This window comes from Planctomycetota bacterium (genome assembly GCA_016125255.1).
Taxonomy (GTDB): Bacteria; Planctomycetota; Phycisphaerae; order Phycisphaerales; family Zrk34; genus RI-421.
Map to the genome: position 1 here is coordinate 18,382 of WGMD01000021.1, position 22,646 is coordinate 41,027.

The 22,646-nt window shown below is 62.3% G+C and carries 24 protein-coding genes; 12 read left to right on the forward strand and 12 right to left on the reverse strand.

Going from position 1 to position 22,646, the window contains the following annotated elements:
• The first annotated feature begins 4 nt into the window (after positions 1-4).
• Positions 5-1,678 (forward strand): L-aspartate oxidase, encoded by a 1,674-nt coding sequence (gene nadB / locus GC162_15000; GenBank protein ID MBI1369948.1) that lies wholly within the window; start codon positions 5-7, stop codon positions 1,676-1,678.
• A complete protein-coding gene (locus tag GC162_15005; protein ID MBI1369949.1) occupies positions 1,675-2,445 on the forward strand; it encodes a YchF/TatD family DNA exonuclease in 771 nt (256 codons plus the stop codon). Before nadB ends, GC162_15005 begins: the two co-directional genes overlap by 4 nt.
• A gap of 67 nt (positions 2,446-2,512) precedes the next feature.
• Here the strand turns inward: GC162_15005 and GC162_15010 are convergent, their stop codons facing one another.
• From GC162_15010 to GC162_15020, 3 genes are all read right to left on the reverse strand, one after another.
• A complete protein-coding gene (locus tag GC162_15010) occupies positions 2,513-3,205 on the reverse strand; it encodes a hypothetical protein (protein MBI1369950.1) in 693 nt (230 codons plus the stop codon).
• Between the two features lie 64 nt (positions 3,206-3,269).
• Positions 3,270-4,121: an SGNH/GDSL hydrolase family protein gene (locus tag GC162_15015; GenBank protein MBI1369951.1), complete on the reverse strand. Its 852-nt coding sequence runs from the start codon at positions 4,119-4,121 to the stop codon at positions 3,270-3,272.
• A gap of 60 nt (positions 4,122-4,181) precedes the next feature.
• On the reverse strand, positions 4,182-5,972 hold the full coding sequence (locus tag GC162_15020; GenBank protein MBI1369952.1) for a sulfatase-like hydrolase/transferase: 1,791 nt from the start codon (positions 5,970-5,972) through the stop codon (positions 4,182-4,184).
• A gap of 104 nt (positions 5,973-6,076) precedes the next feature.
• Here GC162_15020 and GC162_15025 point away from each other — a divergent pair, with 104 nt between their 5' ends.
• On the forward strand, positions 6,077-8,641 hold the full coding sequence (locus tag GC162_15025; GenBank protein ID MBI1369953.1) for a hypothetical protein: 2,565 nt from the start codon (positions 6,077-6,079) through the stop codon (positions 8,639-8,641).
• Positions 8,642-8,657: 16 nt separating this feature from the next.
• Here the strand turns inward: GC162_15025 and GC162_15030 are convergent, their stop codons facing one another.
• The 4 genes from GC162_15030 to GC162_15045 all read right to left on the reverse strand — a co-directional run bounded on the left by GC162_15030 (position 8,658) and on the right by GC162_15045 (position 12,817).
• Entirely contained in the window at positions 8,658-9,506 is an 849-nt protein-coding gene (locus GC162_15030) for a prepilin-type N-terminal cleavage/methylation domain-containing protein (GenBank protein ID MBI1369954.1), read from the reverse strand.
• Between the two features lie 64 nt (positions 9,507-9,570).
• The gene (locus tag GC162_15035; protein ID MBI1369955.1) at positions 9,571-11,001 is read right to left on the reverse strand and encodes a hypothetical protein; all 1,431 of its coding nucleotides are present in this window, start codon (positions 10,999-11,001) and stop codon (positions 9,571-9,573) included.
• Entirely contained in the window at positions 10,998-12,326 is a 1,329-nt protein-coding gene (locus tag GC162_15040) for a hypothetical protein (protein ID MBI1369956.1), read from the reverse strand. The genes GC162_15035 and GC162_15040 overlap by 4 nt, the downstream gene beginning before the upstream one ends.
• 2 nt (positions 12,327-12,328) lie before the next feature.
• A complete protein-coding gene (locus GC162_15045) occupies positions 12,329-12,817 on the reverse strand; it encodes a sigma-70 family RNA polymerase sigma factor (GenBank protein ID MBI1369957.1) in 489 nt (162 codons plus the stop codon).
• Between the two features lie 203 nt (positions 12,818-13,020).
• Between GC162_15045 and GC162_15050 the strand changes: the two genes are divergently transcribed.
• From GC162_15050 to GC162_15060, 3 genes are read left to right on the forward strand one after another with little or no spacing between them, the layout of a single operon-like run.
• On the forward strand, positions 13,021-14,418 hold the full coding sequence (locus GC162_15050) for a homoaconitate hydratase family protein (protein ID MBI1369958.1): 1,398 nt from the start codon (positions 13,021-13,023) through the stop codon (positions 14,416-14,418).
• 9 nt (positions 14,419-14,427) lie between these two features.
• On the forward strand, positions 14,428-14,712 hold the full coding sequence (locus tag GC162_15055) for a BrnT family toxin (GenBank protein MBI1369959.1): 285 nt from the start codon (positions 14,428-14,430) through the stop codon (positions 14,710-14,712).
• A 3-nt stretch (positions 14,713-14,715) separates the two neighbouring features.
• Complete coding sequence (locus tag GC162_15060; GenBank protein ID MBI1369960.1) at positions 14,716-15,012, forward strand: DUF1508 domain-containing protein; 297 nt, start codon at positions 14,716-14,718, stop codon at positions 15,010-15,012.
• A gap of 69 nt (positions 15,013-15,081) precedes the next feature.
• On the opposite strand, the gene GC162_15065 is transcribed toward GC162_15060, so the two are convergent.
• Positions 15,082-15,816 carry an isoprenylcysteine carboxylmethyltransferase family protein gene (locus GC162_15065; GenBank protein MBI1369961.1) on the reverse strand — a complete coding sequence of 245 codons (735 nt, stop codon included), beginning with the start codon at positions 15,814-15,816 and terminating at the stop codon, positions 15,082-15,084.
• Positions 15,817-16,060: 244 nt separating this feature from the next.
• Between GC162_15065 and mscL the strand changes: the two genes are divergently transcribed.
• Together mscL and GC162_15075 are read left to right on the forward strand one after the other, a co-directional pair.
• On the forward strand, positions 16,061-16,417 hold the full coding sequence (gene mscL, locus GC162_15070; protein ID MBI1369962.1) for a large-conductance mechanosensitive channel protein MscL: 357 nt from the start codon (positions 16,061-16,063) through the stop codon (positions 16,415-16,417).
• Positions 16,414-16,722, forward strand: coding sequence for a ribosome assembly RNA-binding protein YhbY (locus GC162_15075; protein ID MBI1369963.1), 309 nt, complete (start codon positions 16,414-16,416; stop codon positions 16,720-16,722). The genes mscL and GC162_15075 overlap by 4 nt, the downstream gene beginning before the upstream one ends.
• Before the next feature lie 70 nt (positions 16,723-16,792).
• On the opposite strand, the gene GC162_15080 is transcribed toward GC162_15075, so the two are convergent.
• On the reverse strand, positions 16,793-17,308 hold the full coding sequence (locus GC162_15080; protein ID MBI1369964.1) for a rubrerythrin: 516 nt from the start codon (positions 17,306-17,308) through the stop codon (positions 16,793-16,795).
• Between the two features lie 135 nt (positions 17,309-17,443).
• Here GC162_15080 and GC162_15085 point away from each other — a divergent pair, with 135 nt between their 5' ends.
• Positions 17,444-18,889: a sulfatase-like hydrolase/transferase gene (locus tag GC162_15085; protein MBI1369965.1), complete on the forward strand. Its 1,446-nt coding sequence runs from the start codon at positions 17,444-17,446 to the stop codon at positions 18,887-18,889.
• A gap of 175 nt (positions 18,890-19,064) precedes the next feature.
• Here GC162_15085 and GC162_15090 read toward each other — a convergent pair whose 3' ends face one another.
• The 3 genes from GC162_15090 to GC162_15100 form a co-directional block, all read right to left on the reverse strand.
• Positions 19,065-19,391 carry a hypothetical protein gene (locus GC162_15090; protein MBI1369966.1) on the reverse strand — a complete coding sequence of 109 codons (327 nt, stop codon included), beginning with the start codon at positions 19,389-19,391 and terminating at the stop codon, positions 19,065-19,067.
• Between the two features lie 160 nt (positions 19,392-19,551).
• Entirely contained in the window at positions 19,552-19,986 is a 435-nt protein-coding gene (locus GC162_15095; protein ID MBI1369967.1) for a peptidylprolyl isomerase, read from the reverse strand.
• A gap of 70 nt (positions 19,987-20,056) precedes the next feature.
• Positions 20,057-20,710 (reverse strand): hypothetical protein, encoded by a 654-nt coding sequence (locus GC162_15100; protein MBI1369968.1) that lies wholly within the window; start codon positions 20,708-20,710, stop codon positions 20,057-20,059.
• Between GC162_15100 and GC162_15105 the strand changes: the two genes are divergently transcribed.
• The 3 genes from GC162_15105 to GC162_15115 all read left to right on the forward strand — a co-directional run bounded on the left by GC162_15105 (position 20,609) and on the right by GC162_15115 (position 22,643).
• Positions 20,609-21,157 carry a phosphohydrolase gene (locus tag GC162_15105; GenBank protein ID MBI1369969.1) on the forward strand — a complete coding sequence of 183 codons (549 nt, stop codon included), beginning with the start codon at positions 20,609-20,611 and terminating at the stop codon, positions 21,155-21,157. The genes GC162_15100 and GC162_15105 overlap by 102 nt on opposite strands.
• A complete protein-coding gene (locus GC162_15110) occupies positions 21,154-21,537 on the forward strand; it encodes an STAS domain-containing protein (protein ID MBI1369970.1) in 384 nt (127 codons plus the stop codon). The genes GC162_15105 and GC162_15110 overlap by 4 nt, the downstream gene beginning before the upstream one ends.
• Before the next feature lie 221 nt (positions 21,538-21,758).
• Positions 21,759-22,643, forward strand: coding sequence for an acyl-CoA desaturase (locus GC162_15115; protein ID MBI1369971.1), 885 nt, complete (start codon positions 21,759-21,761; stop codon positions 22,641-22,643).
• The last annotated feature ends 3 nt before the right edge of the window (positions 22,644-22,646 follow it).

The following is a 22,646-nucleotide window of genomic DNA, read 5'->3' on the forward strand; positions in this document are numbered from 1 at the left end:
AGCTATGCACGCCATCTTCGAGGACCGACGCTATCTCATCCCCTTCCGCTCGGCGCTCCTGCCGCAGATCTTCACCGATGTGCTGGTCGTCGGCTCCGGCGTGGCGGGACTCAGCGCGGCGATGTCCGCCAGCGCGCACAGCGATGTGATCGTGCTGGCCAAAAGCGCGATGGACCTGTCCAACACCGCATGGGCCCAGGGCGGGATCGCTGCCGTCGTCGATGAAGGCGACACCACTGATTCGCATATCCGCGAGACACTCGAAGCCGGGGCGGGACTGTGCGATGAACCCGTCGTGCGACGCATCATCGAAGCCGGCCCCGAGCGCGTGCAGCAACTCATCAAGATGGGCATGCCATTCGATCGTGACGAAAGCGGCGCTCTCGCCCTCGGTCGCGAAGGCGGTCAATCCGCCCATCGAATTCTCCACGCCGACGGCGACGCCACCGGTCACGCCCTCGCGCAGACCATGATCCGCGCCATCGCCCGACACGATCGCGTGCGCGTCTTTGATCACTGCTTCGCCCTCGATCTGCTCACCGACCCTTCCCCCGGCGAAACCGGCGGCCGATGCCTCGGCGCGATCACGCATCATCCCAAATACGGCCTGCAAGTCATCTGGGCCAAAGCGACCATTCTCGCCAGCGGCGGATGCGGCCAAATCTACCGCGAGACCACCAATCCTCCCGTCGCAACGGGCGACGGCATGGCGATGGCCTATCGCGCCGGCGCGAAGCTCGCCGACATGGAGTTCGTGCAGTTTCATCCGACCGTGCTCTACATCGCTGGTGCGAGTCGCGCTCTGATCAGTGAAGCCGTGCGCGGCGAAGGGGCGTATCTCGTCGACCGGCGCGAGCGAAGGTTCATGCTCGACGTGCATGAACTGGCCGAACTGGCCCCGCGCGATATCGTCGCCCGTGCCATCAATCGTCAGATCACCAGCGGCATCGACGCCAGCGTCTACCTCGACGCCCGGCACATCGGCCGCGAACGATTCACCGCACGATTCCCCGGCATCACCGCCCTGCTCGCCCGCTTCGACCTCGATCCCTCGCAGGACCTGATCCCCATCCGCCCTGCCGCACACTACATGTGCGGCGGCGTCTGGGTCGATGAACAGGCCCGCACCAACATCCCCGGCCTCTACGCCTGCGGTGAAGTCGCCTGCACCGGACTCCACGGCGCCAACCGCCTCGCCTCCAACAGTCTGCTCGAAGGCCTCGTCTGCGGCAACGAAGCCGGGGCGGCGTGCCATGAATCCGTGTCGCAGGCCGTGCCCCTGCCCATGAAGATCGTCTCCGACATCCGCCCCTCCGATCGCAGCGAACTCGACCTGCCCGACGTCCTCTCCACGCTCCGCAGCGTCATGTGGCGACACGTCGGCATCGAACGCAGCGGCTCGCAATTGGAGGACGTTTCGGAAATGTACGAATTCTGGGCTAGATACACGCTTGATAAAATCTTCGATGATCGCACCGGATGGCAGGTTCAGAACATGCTCCTCATCGGCGCTCTGATCACGCAAGCCGCCAACTGGCGCACCGAAAGCCGAGGCGCGCACTACCGCACCGACTTCCCGCACGACGACCCCAACCTCCGTATGCACGCCTGCTGGCAACACGGCTTGTCCGAGGCCCAGACCCTCCCCGTTCGTGACCCCATTCCGGCTGTTTCATGATCGATACCCATTGCCATCTGACCTTCCCCGAGCTTCATACCCGGCTCGACGAAGTCCTCGCCGGCGCCGCGTCGGCGGGCGTCGATCGGATGATCACGATCGCCACGACTCCCGCCGACGCCGTCAATGCGCAAGCCATCGCCGAAGCGCACCCGCAGGTCCATTTCGCCTGTGGGGTCCATCCGCACTATGCAATCAACGTCGCCCTCAACGAGCTTCCGCCTTTGATCGCACGGGCGGGGCATGATAAGTGCGTCGCCTTCGGCGAGATGGGCATCGACTATCATTACCCCGATCCCCCGCCCGCCGTGCAGCACGAAATGTTTCAGGCCCAGCTCGAACTGATCCGATACAGCGAGATGACCAAGCCGATCATTTTGCATTGCCGCAAAGCCGTCGACGACACGATCGGCCACATCAACGCCTCCGGCCTCGACCCCCGCCGCTTCGTCTTCCATTGCTGCACCGAACACCCCGCCGAAGTCCGCAAAATCCTCGACCTCGGTTCGATGATCTCCTTCACCGGTGTCGTCACGTATAAGAACGCCCCTGAAGTCCGCGAATCCGCCCTGCTCGTCCCCGATGGCCGTATCATGATCGAGACGGATGCGCCTTACCTCACGCCCGAACCCCATCGCAAAATCCGCCCAAACGAACCCAAATTCGTTCCCGCCACCGCCGCCTTCCTCGCTGACCTGCGCGGCATGTCCCTTGACGATTTCATCCAGCTCACTGACGCCAATGCCCGCCGGTTTTTCCAGTTCTGATCGACTATCCCCATCCTGCCAAGACGCGCCGCAATCGCTCCATCGCCCGCCCGGGTTCTAAGAATGATCATGGCGCTTTGATGACAACGTCATCAAGATACATTTCATCCTTGCCGACGACGAAGGCGATGTTGCTCTTAGTGGCGTGAGCGATGCCTTCGGACTGGTAGGATCCGACGTCCTTGCCGTCGATGACCAGTTCCATCGTGTCGCCCTTGATGCGGACGACGGCTGTGGACCAGTCGGCCCCGGTGATCGGAAAGTCGACGAATTTCTGATGTGCGGCGATGACGGCCTTGGATTCATCATTGAGCGAACCATCTTTTTCCTTCTGTGCGTAGACCTTGTTCGAGAACACGCCGAACTTGCCGTCCTGGAATTTGACGCCTTTGGGCGTCAGGGCGACGCGGCAGATGTGGCCGGCGTGGGAGTCTTTGTAGCTGCGGTCGTTGAAGGCGATCTGGAGGCCGATGTTCTTGTCGACGGGCTTGAAGCGAACGCTGACTTCAAAATCGGGGCCGGGCTCGACATTGACGTTCTGCACGGCGTTGTGTCCGGGTTTCATGATGCAATGCAGCTTTCCGTCCTCGATGCGCGCTTCCGACGAGTAGAGCCGCCACGTCTTGCTCAACTCCGCGGCGGAAAAGTCGTCCTGAAAGAGTACCTTGCCGTAATGATCGGCGGGGATTTCGCCGGCGGAGAGCACCGTGACGGATGCGACGATCAGAAGCGCGGCGGTGACGATAGTGGTTCGGGTCATGGCGGGTGGGTTCCTGTGCAAGAAGGTACCAGACGCTTCACTGCGCTCAGCGCCAGCGTGACGATTATTGTAGTTTCTCCGAGGATTTCAGGTTTTCGAGGATATTCTGCGAGACGACGGAGCCGAGGAACTCGTAGCCGGGGGCGCCGTAGTGGCAATGGTCCTTGGGGTTCTGCCATTCATCGACGTGCGGGAGAATCGCGGTGTAAAGATCATCGATGGCGACGCCGCGCTTTTTCATGAGCTCGGCGGCGGCGGCGTTGAAGTCAATGATGCCCTGACGATGGGCGTCATCGGTGTTGAGCGGTGTGGAAGTGGCCCAGACGAGCTTGGCGCCGGTGGCCTGAAGCCGATCGATGAGCTTATTTAAATTAGCGAGATAGTCGGCGCGCGATGTTTTGCGATTGACATCGTGGATGCCGAAGTTGAAGTGGATCAGATTCCAGTGCCCGTCACCGAGCCATGCATCGAGATGGTCAAGCCCATAAGAGGTCGGCCCGCAGTTGGCGGGGGCGCGGTGGAGATTGACTTTGCCGTCGAGGGCGTGGCGTGTCGGCACGGTGTAGCCGCGTGAGATGGAATCGCCGATGAGCAGGACGCGCGGCAGGGATGGATCATCTTTGACATAGTCCCAGGCCGTCTCCTCGTGCCGATCGACTTTCTGCATCTGATAGATCGGCAGATAGAACGAGCCGAGGTTTTCGGCGAGCACGTGCTCCCACTTCTGCTGATCAGGCGGCAGCGTGGCGACCCAAGCGTCGAAGGCGGCGGCCCGGCGGGCGTCCTCCTTTTCCTTGGCGGCCTTTTCGGCGGTGCCATCGGGTTCGCCGGTGGCGGCGGGCGCGACTTGGAGGGCGTGCAAAGCAAACAGGATCGCGAAGATCACGAGCGTCGATGAGCAGGCGGGTCGTTGCATCGGGGCTCCTGTACGGATGTACCAGACGCTTCGCCGCGACGGCTCAGCATCGGCGTAGGGTCAATCTTCGGGTTCGTTCGATTTCGTCGGGGCGGTGTCGGGGTCGTGGGTGTTGTCCCATGAAATGTTGCGATCGTTGGGTTGATCGGGTCCGGGCGTGGAGCGGCCGGATTCGACCTGATGCGCGAGGAGCGTTTTGAGCTCGGTGACGATGGACGGCTGGGTGTCGTAGATGTTCTTCGTTTCGCCGATGTCGTCGGTGATGTGATAAAGCTGACCGGGCTGTTTGGCGACGCCGTTGCTCCAACCGCCGGAACCCTTGCCGAGGATCAGTTTGAAGTCGCCCTTGCGGATGGCGAACAGACCGTTGAGACCCTGACTGATCGCCGAGTCGCGGACGGGGTGATCCTCGCCGCGGAGGATCGGCAGGAGACTGACGGAGTCTTCGCCGGCCGTCGGCGGGAGTTTGTAGCCGACGATTTCGGCGAAAGTCGCCATGAAATCGGCATGCTCGGCGAGCTGGTGGGTCACTGTTCCCGGTTTCGTCACGCCGGGGTAACGGATGATGAAGGGCACGCGATGCCCGCCTTCCCATGCATCGCCCTTGTACCCGCGCAGCGGGCCGCTGGCGTGATGGCCCATCTTCTCCATCCGATCGACGCCGATGTACGGAGCGCAGCCGTTGTCGGAAGTAAGGATGACGAGGGTCTGATCGGCTTCGCCGGAAGCGTCAATGGCGGCGAGGACGCGGCCGATGATGGCGTCGGTTTCCATCACAAAATCGGAATACGGGATCATGCCGCTCTTGCCGCGCCACTCGGGCGTGACGGCGAGCGGCGTGTGCGGGGCCGTCAGCGGAAGATACAGGAAAAAGGGCTTGCGCGCTTTGGCGTTGTTGACGATGAACTTCTCCGCGCGATCGGCGAGCGTCGGAAGAATGGCATCGAAGTCCCAATCCTTGAGGGCCGGTCCCTGCTGCGAAGCGAGATGACCTTCGAACTGCCTGGGGGGGAGAAAATCAGAAGGGATGCCGAGCGTGTGATCATTTTCGATGAAGCAGTACGGAGGCCAGTTGGGGACGTCGGTTCCGAAGTAGGTATCGAATCCGCGCGTGGTCGGGCCGCCGGCGATGGCGCGGGAGAAGACGGCCTTCCAGATTTCGCGATCCTTATCGGTTGGGTTGGCGTTATGTGCCGCCTGCCGGAAGGCGGAGCGTTCGCCCTTTTCGATGGGCCAGTCCCAGCCGAGGTGCCACTTGCCGATCGCGCCGGTCGTGTACCCGTTGGCCTTGAGCATCGAAGCGAGCGTCATGCGATCGGGTGCGATCAGCGGATTCTCCCAGAGGCCGACGATACCCCGGGTGAGGCGCGTACGCCAATGATATCGGCCGGTCAGGAGCGTGTAGCGCGAAGGGGAGCAGACGCCGGAACTGGAGTGACCATCGGTGAAGCGAAGTCCCGACGCGGCGAACTTGTCGATGTTCGGCGTGGGAATCTTGCTCTCGGGATTGTTGCAGTGCGGGTCGCCGTAGCCCAGATCGTCGGCGAGAATGATGACGATATTCGGTCGCGGCGTCGGTTCGACCGCGTGTGCGGGCATCGCCGCCAAAAGCATCAGCACGCCCGCCATCGCCAGGAGGCGTGGGAAGAACGGATACGGCCTTTCAAAAGAGGAGGTGATGCGGCGAGAGGTCGGAAACATGTCATGATCCCTTCGTACATAGTCGTCGGCGGGTTTTTGTATTATGAACATTAACCCAATCAGACGCGGCGGGCGAATCGTGGCGATGCTCTGACAGAACGGCGGCGAAGTCGTGTTTAATGCCTCGATCGCAGCACACTTATCCGGCATCCGGGATATACTGTGGAACCCGCCAGGCCTCCCGCCGATATTGAAAACCCCAAGCCGAACCCGCCGCGGCAATCACAGCACCGCCATTTTTGAAGTGGACCCTCATGCATCACACGATAAGACGCCGCATCTACGTTCTGTTCTTCGTATCGCCCATGCTGGTTTGGATCGCCGGTTCGCCGGGGGCGGAGCCGACGACGTCCGTGACGACGACGGTGATGACGGATCCATTTGAGAATGTCGCGCCGGTCGCGCGGGATCGCAGCGTGGTGGTGGAGGCGGGGACGACGACGGTGACGCCGAGCGTGCTGCTGGGCACGTATGACGTGGAGAACGATGCGCTTTCGGTGGCGGACTGCGCGAAGCCGGTGCACGGCAAGGCGACGGACAATCACGACGGTACATTCACCTACACGCCCGACGCGGGCTACCTCGGCGACGATGCGTTTGCGTTCATGATCGCCGATGCGCGCGGGGCGCGGTCGTCGGCGACGATGCACGTGCGCGTCATCAAGCCGACGAATACATGGTCGACGACGCACTTCATCGACCTTGCCGACATCGTTGTCAACGGGCAGCCCGTGGTTTTTGACAAGTCCGCCACGACGCCGCGTGCAGTCGATTACGATGGTGACGGGCTGATGGATCTGCTCGTCGGCGCGGACGGGACGGTTCTGCTGTATCGCAACGTCGGCACCGCCCACGAGCCGCGCTTCGCGGCGGCGCAGAAGCTTCGCGGCGCCGACGGCGAGATCGCGTTCAAGGCGTCGCGCGTGTCGATCTGCGTCATCGACATGGACGGCGACGGGCGGACGGACTTGATGGTCACGCCGAATTCGGATCGTCAGCCGCGCTGGTACCGCAATGTGAGCGACAAGCCCGGCGGCATGGAACTGGCCGCACCGCTCATGCTGCACAATGCCGACGGTTCGACGCTGGTCGCAGCCGATCAACGCATCGACTTCGGCGACCTCGACGGCGACGGTCGCGTCGACCTCATCACCGGCACGGGCGCCGGCCCGATCAAACTCGCTCGCAATGTCGGCACTGCGTCATCGCCCGCTTTCGCCGAGCCAACGACGGCGCTCGACGGGGACGGCGCGACGATCGACGGCGCGTACAACCTCAACGTCCGGCTGATCGACATCAATCACGACGGCGCGGTCGATCTGCTCGTGTCGTACAACTGGGGCACGATCAACTACTACCTCAATCATCCGACCGGCGGGTCCGCCCGGCTCGACAGCCCCAGCACATTGAGCGTCGTCGGCCCCGACAGCGCGGCGGTCAATCTGCATCAACTGACCGACGGCCCGATCATCGACCTGGCCGACTTCAACGGCGACGGCACGCCCGACCTCGTCATCGGCAATCAGTCCAATGGCAAGCTGCGACTGGCGCGCGGTGACGGAGCGGCCGGATATGTCCAGCAGATCAACGACATACTCGCGGCGCATCCGAAGGACCTAGACGCGGCCCTCAACGACGCCGCCGACGACACGCTCAAAAAGAAGCTCATCAATCTGCACATCGCGCTCTACGACTACGTGATGAACTTCGCCACGCCGTCGCAGCGGCACGCCATCGCCGAGTCGATGTTCGCGATGATCGAGCGCTATCCGCAGTATTTTCATCATCAGCAGTTTCCTTTCGACAAGAAGGGGAATCTGCCGGCGCTGGCGGCGCAGACGTGGGTGACGTTGATGATGACCGATTACTACAATCCGGCGCACCGGCAGCGGCTCGTCAAGGCGGTCGGGTTCACCGATGCGTACGCCAAGCTCATCGTAGACACCGGGCTCATCTACGTCGACAACCTCAACAATCCGCGCGGCGCCGAGGCGATTTACCAATGGCTTCGCACGGTGCCGCGGCATGTGTATCCGGGCGTGTGCATCACGGCGGCGGACTGGATGGGCGACAGGTCGCTGTTCGTGCGCGGCCACGCCAAGAACACCTTCAACGGCAAACCCGTCGACGTCGGGGAATACGCCTTCGGCCCCGACGCCCGCAACATCATCGGCGATCGCGGCAGCGAGAACTGGTTCATGACCGTCGTGCACCATGAAGCGTGTCACGATCTGGATGCGTACGTGCGGCAGTTTCCCGATCTGTCTCGGCGATGGGGACAAGTGCTCGTCGCGGCGGGCGGTCCGGATGTCCGCGCCGATCCGAAGACCGGCTGGTTCAGCATGAAACTCACGCAGGAGCACTTCAAGGAGGCGGGTCTTTGGGACGGGGAGGGCAAGACGTGGGACGAGGCGTGGAAGCAGTACTGGTCCAAACCGCCGGGCTCCGAGTGGAAGGAATTCGGGTTCATGCGCGGGAACGTCGCATGGTTCCTCGTCACGTCGCAGGAATCGCTCGCTTCGCAGGGCAATCAGTATTTCAACAGCGGCGAAGGCCGCATCCAGGTCGCCATCGACCGCTTCCGACGGGGGTACAAGTCCAACCTGACCGAGGTGCTGTTTTTCATGGACATCTGGTCGGTCGGGCTCGACAAGATGAAGCTTTACGAGAACGACAACGCCTGCAATCAGATCATCCGCTTCGTCAAACTCGGCCGCAATGCGCAGGGCTACATCGACCGCGTCGATTTCGGCGATCACGCTTATGAATTCAAGGTGGATGAACGCGGCGTTGTGACGGAGATCATCGCCGCGCCGTGATGACCAAAGGTCCGATTCAGCGCAAACGCCACGACCCGTAGCCATAGCCCGGCTCGCTGGAGAGATCGACTTCCGAGCCGTGGGGCGTGCGGACAAGCCAGTCGTACATGTTGGCGCCGGACTCGGTGAACGGGACGGCGGCGGCGGAGCCGTCGAAGCAGGCGTAGTTGCTCATCCCGTCGGGATGCCAGATGCCGAGTTGGTCGGTATTGCCGGTCGTCATCTCGACGTTGACGAAATTGATGTGGTTGGCAGGGTCTTCTTCGAACATGAGCGGCGTGGGGACATTGGTCCATGTGCCGAGCTTCGGATCGCGGACGCGCGCTGTGGTGCGAATCTGATCGAGATAGGCACCGGCCCATGTCCCGGGGACGGAGTAGTCGAAGAAGCCGTTGGACCCGATGCCGCTGTTGAGCACGCCGTCGCGCAGGCCGGGGCAGCGGTACAGACGCGTGAACTGATGCGGAATGGACTGTCCCGGCGGGGTGTCGAGGCCGATGTACGGGGCGAGCAGGCCGGTGTGGTTCCATCCGAAGACGGCATGCGCCTTCTCGCCGACTTCCGCGCCGAACCAGGGTTGTGCTTCATAAGGATTGAGCGCGCTCCATCGCCACCACACGCCGCCGGGCAGAATCTGCCGGTGCTCCCCGGCGAACATGAAGAAGGCGATGCCGACCTGCCGCTGCTGCGTGCGGCAGACGACCATGCGAGAAATCGCCGTCGCGCGCTGAAGACTCGGCAAAAGAATCGCGATCAGCAGCGCGATGATGGCGACGACGACGAGCAGCTCGATCAACGTGAAGGCGCATTGAGCGGCGAGGCGCGTCGCCGGGCGTGTTTCAGAATGGATCGATGCGTCATTCATGTATCAACAGATTCAAAGCGACGGCCCGATCTTCACCGGGCTGCCGCATGCAGGCAGACATCGGTTAAGACGCCCGGCGTTGGCGAGCGCCCGCGAGCATCGCCAAAAGCGTCAATCCGGCCGGCAGCGCTTCGGGCGTCGGAATCATGACGCCGAAGAAATTCATCTGCGCCCCGCCGACGTTCCCCGCCGGCGGATTCTGACCCGTCACCGTGATTTTCAGATACTGCGCAACCTGCTGAGAGAACATGTATGCGTGCAGCAACTGGTCCGCAGCGAACGAGGTGATCGTCGTCGTCGGATCCGAGCCGTCGAAGATGTTGTCCATGCTGAACTGGATGGTGATCGAATCGGGCAGGTCATTGAGGAACCCGCCGCTGTCATTGCGGTTGGCCCAGTTGATGCCGTCGATCTGCGCGACGCCGCCGAGGTCGAGCGTGAACGAGGTCGGACCTTCGCCGTTGGCGGCCCAGTCGGCGTTGACGCCGGTGAGCTGATTGTCGAAAAGATGATCGACGACGTAGCGCGAGCTGAACTCGGAGGGGTGGGTCAGAATGGTGGGCGTGGGAAGTTCGCGGCGTTCGTAGAAGATCATCTCATTGACGCCGGTGTTGTTCGCCCCGCCGGTCGCATCGAGACGGACATAGCGGGCGTTGATCGGCGTGCTGAAGGTATCGCTGTCGGCGGCGCCGCTCTTGGTGTAGCTGAGCGTGGCGACGGTCGTGGCGAAATTCGAGACGTTCGAGAAGATCAGGTCGTAGGACGAGAGCTGATCGCTGGATGAAAGACGATCGATGAAATCGAACCCGCTGATGGGCTTGGTCGCACCGAGATCGAAGTCGACGAACATGTTCGTACCCTGCCCGGCGGACGCGTATTCGATGCCCGCGGGGACGGAGCCGCTGAAACCGACAACGTTGTTGACGGCGTTGGCGGCGACATAATTGCCGTTGAAGGCGGTGGCGGCGTTGTAGGCGCTGACGCCGGAGACGATGCTCGAATGATGCGGCGTGCGGAGGAAAATCGCCTCCATCAGGCCGACGTTGTTGTTGCCGCCGGTAGCGACCTGGGTGTCCACATCGAAACGAAGGCCCTGCGTGTAGAGGCCTGGCGTCAGGGCGTAGACATCACTGCGGCCTCGAATGCCGGCGGTGACGATGCTCTGTGAGCCCGCGTCGTAGGTCAGCGTGATGTTCTTGAATAGATCATCCGCCGCGCCGGAGTCACGGTTGATGAGAATCGCGCGATCGACCGCCTGCACCGAACCGAAGTCGAACTGCACGAAGGTGTTCACCCCGCCGTGCAGCGACGCATAGTCGGCATTGTTGCCGTTGATCGCATTGGAAGCGGGAAACGAGCCGCTGAACGCAGTGAACGCGCTGCTGATGGAGACCGGCTCGACGATCTCCGCCCGTGCCGATCCGATCATGCCGAATGCCACCACCATCATGCCGGTCAGGCCTCTGACGACGCGAACACTCATCATCCTGGTCATTTCGATTCTCCTGAAATGGAATGGCTCTCCGCTGGTTGTCTGCCCGCGGGAGAATGGATTTGGTCCGTTGTGACCTCGGTCGCCGTCTCATCGCCGAAGAACTGAATCAGCGAGGCGCCCGGGTGCGATCGGGGATCGCCGTTCCCGATGAACAAGACGCGCACATACCGCCCCGTCATCGGCGTCATCAGGTACCGATGCGCCGCCGCGTCCAGCTCGGGCTTGATCGCGATCGGCGGAAAGTCCGCAAAATCGCTCGAATCTGAGGCGGCGAGTTCGAGTCGCGTGATGCGGTCCACGTTCGCATCGCCGCTGTCGCGCCGATGCGCGAAGCGCAGTCCGCGCACCGTCACACGCTGATGGAAATCGACGATGACCCACTGCGGATCGCTCCCGTCGCCGGCCCAGTCGCCGCCGATCACCGCCGCCTGTTCCTCGAACAGATGCGCGACCGCGAAACGATTCGGGTCGCCGCGAAATACGCTCGACGCCGCGACGACCTCGGGCGTGACCAGCGGGTTCATCGAAAGCTCGTCCGCCACGATCGCCGCGCTGCGGAACGGCTCGACCTTGCCGTCCGCGCTCAAACGCCAGCCCTGCCCCGCCGTCAACCCGATCGCGTTGTCGGCGCTGGCGATGACGATCTGCCCCTGCTGCACATGCACAACCGTCGCGCCATCGGGCCTGATGCGCATCAGGAATTGCGTGCCCAGGTCGGTGACGCGATAGCCCAGCGGCGTATCGACCGTGAAGCCGCGCGCCTGTTTGGGGACGATCGCCATAAGCGTGCCATGCGTGAGACGGCCGCGATTGTCGGTCGTCGCCTCGAAGCTGCACGGTCCGGCCAGCTCGACCACCGCGCCGCGATCGAGCATCACCTGCGCCTGACCGGACACAAGCCGCAGCGCATCCGGCGGCAGGTCCGAACCGAGCCGAAGCTGCGACTGATCATCGGCGAAGACGGCGTGGTTCAAGTCTGTAAGCATCGCCACCGCCGCGCCGCGCCCCGTATGCCCCGCCGCGCCGCGGTCCGCTTCATGTGGTCCGAGCAACCACCATCCCGCCGCCGTCACGAGCATCACGATCGCCGCCGCGACCGCCATCGCCGGACCGATTCGCCAACGGCGATGCGCCGCCGGGCTCACCGCCGCGCGCGCCCCGCTTATTTCCCATGACAATTCCGCGTTCAGAGACATCAGCTCGACGTATGCCCGCCGCGCTTCGTCGCTCTGTTTAAGCAGGCCGATCAGCGACGCCGTGTCCCCGCCGAGCATGACGCTCGCGAGCGTGTCCTGCGTGTCGGATTCGGTCAGGTCGAAGTTCATCGTTACAGTTCCGCCACCGTTTTGCGGATGCACGCCAGCAGCAGGTGATGCGCCTTGGCGATAAGCCGGTAGACGGTCTTGTCTGATCGCTCGATCTCGCGGGCGATGCGGTCGATGGGCATTTCCTTTTCGTAGAACATGCCGATGAGCCGGCGTGACTCTTCGGGCAGTTTGGTCAGACATACCGCCAGCGCTTCGCGTCGCGCGTCGTACTGCTCGTGCACCGCCGCCGCCTCGTCAGCGAGCTGCTCGAAAAGCTGATCGTCGAAGAGCGTCTGTTTGGCCGACGCTCGCCTGCGGAAGTTCATGACCTCCAGCCGCGCCGTCGCCAGCGCCCACGCCGCGAAGTCCGACCCGGGTTCGAACGTATCAAACTTCCGCCACAGGATCGTCACCGTCTGCTGCACCAGGTCCTCCGCGTCGGCCGGATTGGCGACCAGCGAGCGGATGAATCCGTAAAGCCGCCGCTGATGGGCGGTGAACAGGTGCATGAAGGTTTCCGGGTTCGGCTGCGTCAAAGTGGATCATTCCCCAAGCGCGGATCGCCCCGCTGATGGGGATACGTCGCGCGCCCCGACATTTTCTCATCTTCAATTTTACCAGCCGCGACATGACCCTGGGAAGGGGAATTTCGCCCCCCGGAGCGGTAAAATGCTGTCCCCGATTTCCAGAAGGAGTTTCCATGGCCCGCAAAATGACGATGACCGAGCAGATTCTGGCCCGCCACGCCGGTAAAACCGAGGTCCGCCCCGGCGATAATATCTGGGTCGACGTCGATGTCCTTATGACCCACGACGTCTGCGGGCCCGGCACGATCGGCATCTTCAAGGAACGCTTCGGCCCGAACGCCAAGGTCTGGGACCCGAGCCGCGTCGTCATCATCCCGGACCATTACATCTTCACTGCCAACGAAATCTGTCACCGCAACATTCAGATCCTCCGTGACTTCGTCCGTGAGCAGGGTCTGCGGTATTACTACGACCCCGAGTTCGTCAAGAACGAACCGGGCATGCCCAATCCCTACCGCGACCCGACCAAGACGAACTACAAGGGCGTCTGTCACAAGGCGCTGCCCGAAGAAGGTCACATCCGCCCCGGCGAAATTCTGCTGGGCACGGACAGCCATACCTGCACCGCCGGCGCGTTCGGCCAGTTCGCCACGGGCGTCGGCAATACCGACGCCGCGTTCACCCTCGGCACCGGCAAGACCTGGCTCAAGGTGCCGCCGACGATGAAGTTCACGTTCCATGGCCAAATCCCCCCGTACCTGACCGCCAAGGACCTCATCCTCGCCGTCATCGGCGAGATCAGCGTCTCTGGCGCGACCTACAAGAGCATGTACTTCACCGGCGAAGGCATCGGCTCGCTGACGCTCGAAGACCGCATGACGCTGACGAACATGGCGATCGAAGCCGGCGGGAAGAACGGCATCTGTGATGTCGATGAAAAAACGCTCAACTACGTCAAGGCCCGGTCGAACCGGCCCGAGTGGCACGTCGTCGTTGAAGATGACGGCGCGGCGTATTGCTACGAACATACGTGGGACCTTGGCACGATGGAGCCGATGGTCGCCAAGCCGCACAGCCCGGACAACAAGGACCTGGCGCGGAACTGCACGGAGGTGAAGCTCGACCGCGCATACATCGGCTCCTGCACCGGCGGAAAGATCACCGACATGATCTTCGCCGCCGCCCTGCTCAATGGGCACAGCGTCAGGATTCCGACGTTCGTCGTGCCCGGCTCGACGGAGGTCCACGCCGACATGCAGCGCCTCAACGTCAAGGGCGAAACGAAAAAGCCCGGCGAAAAGTCGATTCAGGACATTCTCCAGGACGCCGGCTGTCAGGTCGGCCCCTCCGGCTGCGCCGCGTGCCTCGGCGGCCCCGCCGACACGTTCGGCCGCCTCAACGAACCCATCAACTGCATCAGCACCACCAACCGCAACTTCCCCGGCCGCATGGGCCACAAGGAAGCCGGCGTCTTCCTCGCCAGCCCCCTCACCGTCGCCGCGTCCGCCCTGACCGGCCACGTCACCGACCCCCGCGAATACATCTCCGAACCCATCGCGACGGGCTCGGCGGGATTGGTGTGAGGATCAACCATGCGGTTCGAATGGGATGCCGGCAAGGCGCGGAGTAATGCCGCCAAGCACGGCATCACATTTGACGAGGCAGCGACTGTATTCACAGATCCGACGGGCCTGTTGATGCCGGACCCCGAGCATTCTTCGGAAGCCGAAGATCGTGCGGTGCTTCTGGGATACAGCGACCGGCTACGGTTGCTAGTCGTTGTGCATGTGGAATTCAGCAATGAAACCATCCGCATCATTAGCGCACGTCGCGCAACGAATCGTGAATCTGAGCAATATCACCGACGGTTGGCCTAGAATATGACCATGCGTGACGAATATGACTTTTCAAACGCGATGCCCAATCGGTATGCGCAGCGCATGGCGGCTCAACCGATTTCCACGCCGACGACGCGCGGAGAGCAGCCGCCGACCGGGGTGATTCAGATTTATCGCGACACGCGGGACGAATATCGTTGGCGCCTCGTGATCGCAAATGGCGAAGTGCTTGCGACCTCCGCGCAAAGCTATCCGAATCTTGATGCCTGCCATCGCGCTGTTGATGCATTCGTTCGCGCAACGGCTCATCCCGCCACAACCGAAAGTGGCGCGGCGTAGCAACAACTTCGACAAATGAAAAAGGCGGGGAGACTTAAGTCTCCCCGCCTCGTTCATCCTTGGATATGGTTACAGCCGCGACCGCAGGCGCGGAATCAGAGCGGGGACTTGGGTGCGGTAGGCGGTGTAGTTGTCGCCGTGGAAGCGGATGAGGTCGCGCTCTTCGAAGGGGATGGCGATGAGCATGTAGCCGGTCAGGCCGATTGCCATGACCAGATGCGCGACGGTCATCGTGGGCGTGGCCCAGAAGGCGATGGCCCAGCCGACGTAGAGTGGATGGCGGATGTGTTTGTAGACGAGCGGCGTGCGGAATGGCAGGTGCGTGTACTGCTGGCCTCGGTTGTGGAGCCAGACCTGCCGCATGCCGAACAGGTCAAAGTGATTGATGAGCAGACTCACCAGCGGCACGGCGAGCCAGCCGAAGGCAAACAGCGCATACATGATCCCGCGCGGCACCGGCGAGCGGATGTCCCAGATGACGCCGCCCATCGGTTGCCATTGCCACATGAGCAGCGCCAGCGCGATGCACGAGGCGAGCACGTAGGTGCTCCGCTCGATGGGTTCGGGAATATACCGCGTCCACCACTTCTTGAACCACGGCCGGGCCATCACGCTGTGCTGCAAACCGAACGCGAGCATCAACACGAGATTGACCGCCAGCGCTTCGCCCAGCGGGGCATGCACCGGCCCGTCGATGGACCGCGGCACGAGGAAATTGCCGAAGAATCCCGCCATGTACAGATATGTTCCGAAGAACAGACCGTAACAGGCCAGACCGTACGTGAAGAAAAGTTTGCGTTGCATGATGCGTCCTTTCAGTTGTGCATCGAAGCCGGATACCCGGTGTCTGACGTCACTGTACGCTTGGGGTTGCGGCGGACAAGTTGACTTACGGTGCACCCCGGGGTTGACTCGCGGTGAACCCCCGGCGCTCCGCCCCGTTGACCGGCGCATGAGCCGGCGGTACATTCTGCCCGGCCGGGCGATCCGCGCCGTTGCGGACGAACCGGCTGGAGTTTCACTTCTCACGGGGTCGAGGGTTTTCACCATGGGCTTCATGCAGGAATTCAAGGAGTTCGCGGTCAAGGGCAACGCCATGGACATGGCCGTCGGCATCATCATCGGTGCGGCGTTCAACAAGGTGGTGCAGTCCATCGTCAACGACCTGATCATGCCCCCGATCGGAATGATCATCGGCGGCGTGGATTTCAAGAATTTGCAGATCGTGCTCAAGGACGCAACGGTGTCGGACGCTGGCAAGGAGATTCCCGCCGTAGCGATCCGTTACGGCATGTTCCTCAATACGTGTATCGAATTTCTGATCATCGCGTTCTCCGTGTTCTGCATCGTGAAGATGATGAACCGGCTGATCCGCAAGCGCGAAAAAGAAGAAGCGGCGGCGTGAGCATGGGTCTGACGAGCAAACAGCGCCGGGTCCTGCGGGCGCACGGGCAACGACTCAAGGACGATGCGCACCTGGGCAAGGCGGGGCCGACCGATGCGTTCCTCGCCCATGTCGGGACGCTGCTGGACCGCAAGGAGCTCGTGAAGCTGCGCTTTGACGATGTGGACGGCGCGGACCGGCAGGCGCTGGCGGACGAAGTCAGCGCGATGCTCCAAGCCGAATGCGCCGGCGTGGTCGGGCGCACGATGCTCCTCTACCGCGCCAACGAATCGCTCGACGACGCGAAGCGCATCGCGCTGGATTGACATGAAAAAAGCGCGAGCGAGTCGATGAGACCCGCCCGCGCCCAATGGGGTGACGCAATTCTGATTTCGCTCATTTGAGCATCTTGCGGAACGATTCGTACTCGCGGAGGAAGCCGACGAATTCGCGGCGGTGCTCCTCTTCCTCGCCCTTGAGCTGGATCGCCATGTCCTGCGTCACCGGGTCCACGATGTCGCTGGTCATCTCGATGATCTTCTGGTACTGATCGATGGCGGCGTCCTCGGCCTCGATCACGCCGCGGATCACCGACTCGACGTCGATCGTGCTCTCGGGCGGCTGAAGCGAGGTTTGCTCCATCTTCAGATTTTGCGATCCGGGAATCTGCCCGCCGAGAATCTTGATCCGGTGCGCCACGCGATGGGCATGACCGAGTTCCTCCGTCACGTCCTTGGCGAGCGATTCCTTGACTTCGGTGGCGAGCAGGCCGTCGAGGTGGATCGAGTTGGCGACGTAGTTGGCGACCGTCTCGATCTCCATGTTGTAGCTGTGCTGCAGGGCCGCGACGATCTGATCGCGCTCGGCGTCGGAGAGGGTCTGCTTTTTTTTGATTTTTGTTGCGGTGGTCATGGTGAATTCCTTTCTATAAACTACGATGCACCAGAAGAGGCCAAATTACACCCTGCGTCCCTGTGCAATACCCGCCATTGATACGCCGTTGGGACTGCCGTGGTTCAATAGAATCGTGTCAAGGAGCCAGGATTCATGCAATTCAAGCACTTATCGATGCTCGCCGTGCTGCTGACGATGTGTGTCCCCGCAATGCGTTCGCAGGGCGCGGAAAAACCCAACATTCTTTACATCTTCGCCGACGATCTGTGCTTCGAGACGATCAACGCGCTGGGTTATTCGGAGGTGCAGACGCCGAATCTCGATCGTCTGGTGACCGAAGGCACGACGTTCACGCATGCGTACAACATGGGCGCGTGGCAAGGCGCGGTGTGCGTGTCGAGCCGGACGATGCTCAACACCGGGCGATTCCTCTGGCGCGCCGACGCGGTCAAGGACCATCTGGGCGAGGAGGCGAAAGGGCATCGGATGTGGTCGCAGATCATGAGCGATGCGGGCTACGAGACATACATGACGGGCAAATGGCACGTACGGATCGAACCCAAGAGCATTTTCGATCACGTCAAGGACGAACGGCCGGGGATGCCCAATCAGACGCCCGCCGGGTACAACCGCCCCGTCGAAGGCGAGCCGATGAAGTGGCATCCGTGGGACGAGGAGTACGGCGGATACTGGAAAGGCGGCAAGCACTGGTCGGAGGTGCTGCGCGACGACACCCTCGAGTTCATCGACGCCGCCAAAAATTCCGACAAGCCGTGCTTCATGTACATCGCGTTCAACGCCGCGCACGATCCTCGGCAGTCGCCCAAGGAATACGTCGAGCGCTACAAGCTCGACGACATCGCGGTGCCGGTGAACTTCATGCCGGTCAATCCGTTTCACGAAGCGATGGGCCTCGGGCCGGCATCGCCCAAGGCGCTGCGCGACGAGGCGCTGGCGCCGTTTCCGCGGACGGACTACGCCGTCAAGGTCAATCGGCAGGAGTATTACGCGCTGATCACGCACATGGATACGCAGATCGGCATGATTCTCGACGCGCTGGACAAGAGCGGGAAGCGCGACAATACATGGATCATCTTCACCGCCGATCACGGGCTGGCCGTCGGGCAGCACGGGCTCATGGGCAAGCAGAGCATGTATGACCACAGCGTGCGCGTGCCGTTCATGATCGTCGGGCCGGGCGTGGCGAAGGGCGCGAAGATCGACACGCGCATCTATCTGCAGGACGCCATGGCGACCGCCATTGACTTGGCCGGTGCGCCCAAGCCCGAGCATGTGGAGTTCAAGAGTCTGCTGCCGCTGCTGCATGGCGAAAAAGATGCGCACTACGGCCAGACGATCTACGGCGCCTACATGCACTTTCAGCGCATGATCACCGATGGGGACTGGAAGCTGATTCTTTATCCCAACGCCAAATCGGTGCTGCTCTTTAACATCACCGACGATCCGAACGAACTGCACAACCTCGCCGACGATGCGAGCCAGAAGGCGCGGATCCACGGGCTGTTCGAGAAGCTGCTCGAATTGCAGAAGCAGATGGACGACAAGCTCGACCTGAAAGCGACGTACCCCTCGCTGTAATCCGATTCGTTCATCAAACATCGACCTTTTTTGCATGCGCCGACATTCCAACATTCTCAAGAATGTTGGAATGTCGGACGTGCCAATTACGAAAGACAGCCGGGCCGCTACGCGGCCCTGGACCAGGGTCGCGTAGCGACCCGGCTGGAGGGGTCGCGTCAGGAATGTCAGTTTATCAGGCGGGCTTGACTTCGACGAAGCGGGCGACGCTGCGGAGGGCTTCGAGGACGGCGAAGTCGCTCTTGATCTTACCGCTCTCGCCGACGATGCCCTTGACGGGGGCGAGCTTGGTGGGCGAGGTGGAGTACATGCGGCCGCCGCGCTGCTTGGTGATGGTATTGCGTTCGCGGACCTTCTTGTCGATGGCGACGACGCGGGCGTGAGCGGGGTCCTTGGCCAGGATGCGCTGGAGGGTCTTGACGGCGGCGCGGTTGGACGGTGCTTTGACGATCTTGACGTCCAGAACGGTGCCGGGCTTGACATCGGGAATATTGGCGGACATGGCGGTCTCCGGGCCTTTGGGCCGAAAAGTAGAGTCGAGTATTGTTGACGGGATGGGCGCGTGAGTCAAGGCATGCGACAAGAATCGCGTCCTACCACCGGAGCACCCTCACCCCGGCCCTCTCCCGGGGGGAGAGGGGGTGTGCTGCTAGGTATTTCGATCATTCGTCGGCGATGGTGACTTTGACCATCTTGTCACCCTGCTTGATGGCGTCGACGACTTCCTGGCCTTCCAGGACCTTGCCGAAGACGGCGTGTTTGCCGTCGAGCCAGTCGGTTTTGAGATGGGTGATGAAGAACTGGGAGCCGTTGGTGTTCGGCCCGGCGTTGGCCATCGAGAGGATGCCGGGGCCCGAGTGCTTGAGCTTCAGGGCGGACGGCTCATCGGCGAACTTGTAGCCGGGCCCGCCGGTGCCGGTCCCCTGCGGGCAGCCGGTCTGGACCATAAAATCCGGGATGACGCGGTGGAACTTGAGCCCGTTGTAGAAGCCGTCGTTGGCGAGCTTCTCGAAATTGGCGACGGTCTTGGGGGCTTGGTCGGCGAAGAGTTCGAGGCGGATGGTGCCGCGGGTGGTTTCGATGGTGGCGGTCTTCATGGGGTCTCCAAAGATCGGGGGTGTGACGAATGGGCCATGATGACGAAAAGATTGCCAAGCCGCAAGCGGCTCACTGGGCGACGAGGCGGAGGATCTTGGACGTGACGAACCAGCGCAGCTCGGCGGAGCCCGTGTTCAAGTCGGCGGTCAGACACGCGCAGCCGGCCTTCTTGAAATCGACGAACGCCTCGCAGCGGCCCTGTGAGCAGAGCGTGCTGACAAGATGGCTGAACGTCGGTTCATGTCCGACGATCATGACCACCACCTCCGGCCGGGCCGACAACTCCGCGATGATCGCCGACAGATCGGATCCGCCCAGTTCCTTCATCGTCTCGGGCGTTCGGCCGAACGCGCGACCCGCGATCTCCGCCGTCTGAACCGCGCGCGTGAGCGGGCTGGTGAGAATCACATCGGGACGATCGGCGAACTTCGCCAGTCCCCGCATCGCCAGTTCCGTCGCTCGAATTCCGTCGTCCGTCAACGCGCGTGAGAAGTCTGAGCCATCCGCACTGACATCCTCCGCCTGACCATGTCGAACCAGCATGAGAATCATCGAAACGCTCCCGTCGAAGCATATCCTATCCGTTCCGCGGGCGGTTCGGTTGAAAATCATGTCGGAAGGATGGACAATTGCCGGATGGACTGGATTCAGACCTACAGCGGGCGGCAATTTTTCGTCCTCGAGCCCCGCGTCGCCGACATCGACATCGGCGACATCGCCCATGCGTTAAGTCTTCAGTGCCGCTTCAACGGCCACTGCCGGGAGTTCTACAGCGTGGCGGAGCACTCGGTGCGCGTGTCGCATCTGCTCGAAGGTTCGGACGCGCTCTGGGGGCTGATGCATGACGCGGCGGAGGCGTACGTGGCGGACCTGCCGCGCCCGGTCAAACGGCAGATGCCGCAGTTTTCGGAGATGGAAGAGCGGGTGCTCAAGGCGATCGTCGAGTCGCTGGGGCTGGCGTATCCGATGCCCGAATCGGTGCGGCGGGCGGACGATACGCTTTTGGCGACGGAGCAGCGGGATGTGATGGCGCCCCCGCCGGCGGATTGGCTGCTGGACCCGACGCTCGCGCCGCTCGCCCAAAGAATTACGCCCATGAATCCCGCCGAAGCCGAACGGGCGTTTCTGGCGCGATATACTCAACTGACCGCACACGGAGTTTTGACATGAGCGAGGCGCCCCCCACGCCCCAGCCCCAACCGTCCGTCGACCGCATCGTCATCTTCCGAGAGGAAGGCGTGACACGCATGTCCTTCCCCCGCGACAACGTCGATGGAACGACGGTGCGGGAGATGTACGAGATGACGGCATGGCTCATGGACGAAGACAACCTCAAGCTGCTCATTGACTTTACGGATATCCCGCTGGTGACGTCGGGGGCGATGGGGATGCTCGTGACGATGCGCAAGAAGCTCATGAGCACCGGCGGGCAGATGCATGTGGCGATCCCCAACGAGATGGTGCTCGGATCGTTCAAGATCATGAAGCTCGACATTGTGCTGCACCTGTTCGACTCGGTGGAAGCGGCGCGCGGGGCTTTTAAGGCGTAAATCGGCATTGGGGAATGCCCCGATGGCGATTTGTGGGCCAGGTGCGTTTTATTTGACGATTCATGAAATATGACGCCGCCCCGTGTTGCCGGGGGGGCGAAGGATGCTATTATTGAGTCCGCTAATGTTGCGGATTCAGGCGATCGACCCCCGCCCCGCTCCAGCGTCCGACCGTGAAACGCTCCGACGCTCACCCCCCCGCCAAATACAAGGAATCGTTCATGGCCCAGCAGCAGGATGCGACCCCCACATTCGCCAAGCGCGGCATCAACTGGTCCAGACTCGACTGGCCCGTCGTGCTCGGCATCGGCGGGATGCATATCGCCGCGCTCTTCGCTCCGTTCTATTTCACCTGGACCGGGCTGGTGCTCGCGCTTCTGTTCATGTGGCTGACCGCCAACATCGGCATCACCCTCTGCTACCACCGCCTGCTGACCCACCGCAGTTTCAAGACGCCCAAGTGGTTCGAGTACATCCTCGCCCTCTGCGGGTGTCTCGCCTGGCAGGGCGGGCCCGTGCAGTGGGTCGGCGTGCACCGCATCCATCACAAGCACTCCGACGAAGAGACCGACCCGCATACGCCCAATCATGGATTCACCTGGGCGCACATGCTCTGGTGCATGCACAAGGAATGCGAAGGCCGCCGGGGCGTCGACGCGGCCAAGGACCTCCTCCGCGACAATGGGCTCCGCTTCATCAACAAGTGGTTCTGGATTCCGCAGATTGCCCTGATCCCCATCCTCTACTTCCTCGGCGAATACGTCGGGTCGCTCGGCTACTCGGCCAGCGGGCTTTCGTGGGTGCTCTGGGCCGTCGCCCTGCGGACGGTCATCGTGTACCACGGCACATGGTTCGTCAACTCCGCCGCTCATACCTGGGGCTACCGCAACTTCCAGACGAAGGATCATTCGACCAATCTCTGGTGGGTCGCCCTGCTGAGCTTCGGTGAGGGTTGGCACAACAATCACCACGCCTTCCAGCGCTCCGCCGCGCACGGCCTCCGCTGGTACGAAATCGACCCCACCTACTGGATCATCCGCCTCCTCGGCGTCGTCGGCCTCGCCAAGGACATCGTCCTCCCCAAACCCGAAGAAATGCCCAAGTAACCC

Excerpts from the sequence above, each read along its gene's own strand:
- nadB (MBI1369948.1), top strand. The coding sequence starts at position 5 with ATGCACGCCATCTTCGAGGACCGACGCTATCTCATCCCCTTCCGCTCG.
- GC162_15005 (MBI1369949.1), top strand. The coding sequence starts at position 1,675 with ATGATCGATACCCATTGCCATCTGACCTTCCCCGAGCTTCATACCCGG.
- GC162_15010 (MBI1369950.1), bottom strand. The coding sequence starts at position 3,205 with ATGACCCGAACCACTATCGTCACCGCCGCGCTTCTGATCGTCGCATCC.
- GC162_15015 (MBI1369951.1), bottom strand. The coding sequence starts at position 4,121 with ATGCAACGACCCGCCTGCTCATCGACGCTCGTGATCTTCGCGATCCTG.
- GC162_15020 (MBI1369952.1), bottom strand. The coding sequence starts at position 5,972 with ATGCCGGATAAGTGTGCTGCGATCGAGGCATTAAACACGACTTCGCCG.
- GC162_15025 (MBI1369953.1), top strand. The coding sequence starts at position 6,077 with ATGCATCACACGATAAGACGCCGCATCTACGTTCTGTTCTTCGTATCG.
- GC162_15030 (MBI1369954.1), bottom strand. The coding sequence starts at position 9,506 with ATGAATGACGCATCGATCCATTCTGAAACACGCCCGGCGACGCGCCTC.
- GC162_15035 (MBI1369955.1), bottom strand. The coding sequence starts at position 11,001 with ATGACCAGGATGATGAGTGTTCGCGTCGTCAGAGGCCTGACCGGCATG.
- GC162_15040 (MBI1369956.1), bottom strand. The coding sequence starts at position 12,326 with ATGAACTTCGACCTGACCGAATCCGACACGCAGGACACGCTCGCGAGC.
- GC162_15045 (MBI1369957.1), bottom strand. The coding sequence starts at position 12,817 with ATGCACCTGTTCACCGCCCATCAGCGGCGGCTTTACGGATTCATCCGC.
- GC162_15050 (MBI1369958.1), top strand. The coding sequence starts at position 13,021 with ATGACGATGACCGAGCAGATTCTGGCCCGCCACGCCGGTAAAACCGAG.
- GC162_15055 (MBI1369959.1), top strand. The coding sequence starts at position 14,428 with ATGCGGTTCGAATGGGATGCCGGCAAGGCGCGGAGTAATGCCGCCAAG.
- GC162_15060 (MBI1369960.1), top strand. The coding sequence starts at position 14,716 with ATGACCATGCGTGACGAATATGACTTTTCAAACGCGATGCCCAATCGG.
- GC162_15065 (MBI1369961.1), bottom strand. The coding sequence starts at position 15,816 with ATGCAACGCAAACTTTTCTTCACGTACGGTCTGGCCTGTTACGGTCTG.
- mscL (MBI1369962.1), top strand. The coding sequence starts at position 16,061 with ATGGGCTTCATGCAGGAATTCAAGGAGTTCGCGGTCAAGGGCAACGCC.
- GC162_15080 (MBI1369964.1), bottom strand. The coding sequence starts at position 17,308 with ATGACCACCGCAACAAAAATCAAAAAAAAGCAGACCCTCTCCGACGCC.
- GC162_15085 (MBI1369965.1), top strand. The coding sequence starts at position 17,444 with ATGCAATTCAAGCACTTATCGATGCTCGCCGTGCTGCTGACGATGTGT.
- GC162_15090 (MBI1369966.1), bottom strand. The coding sequence starts at position 19,391 with ATGTCCGCCAATATTCCCGATGTCAAGCCCGGCACCGTTCTGGACGTC.
- GC162_15095 (MBI1369967.1), bottom strand. The coding sequence starts at position 19,986 with ATGAAGACCGCCACCATCGAAACCACCCGCGGCACCATCCGCCTCGAA.
- GC162_15105 (MBI1369969.1), top strand. The coding sequence starts at position 20,609 with ATGGACAATTGCCGGATGGACTGGATTCAGACCTACAGCGGGCGGCAA.
- GC162_15100 (MBI1369968.1), bottom strand. The coding sequence starts at position 20,710 with ATGGGCGATGTCGCCGATGTCGATGTCGGCGACGCGGGGCTCGAGGAC.
- GC162_15110 (MBI1369970.1), top strand. The coding sequence starts at position 21,154 with ATGAGCGAGGCGCCCCCCACGCCCCAGCCCCAACCGTCCGTCGACCGC.
- GC162_15115 (MBI1369971.1), top strand. The coding sequence starts at position 21,759 with ATGGCCCAGCAGCAGGATGCGACCCCCACATTCGCCAAGCGCGGCATC.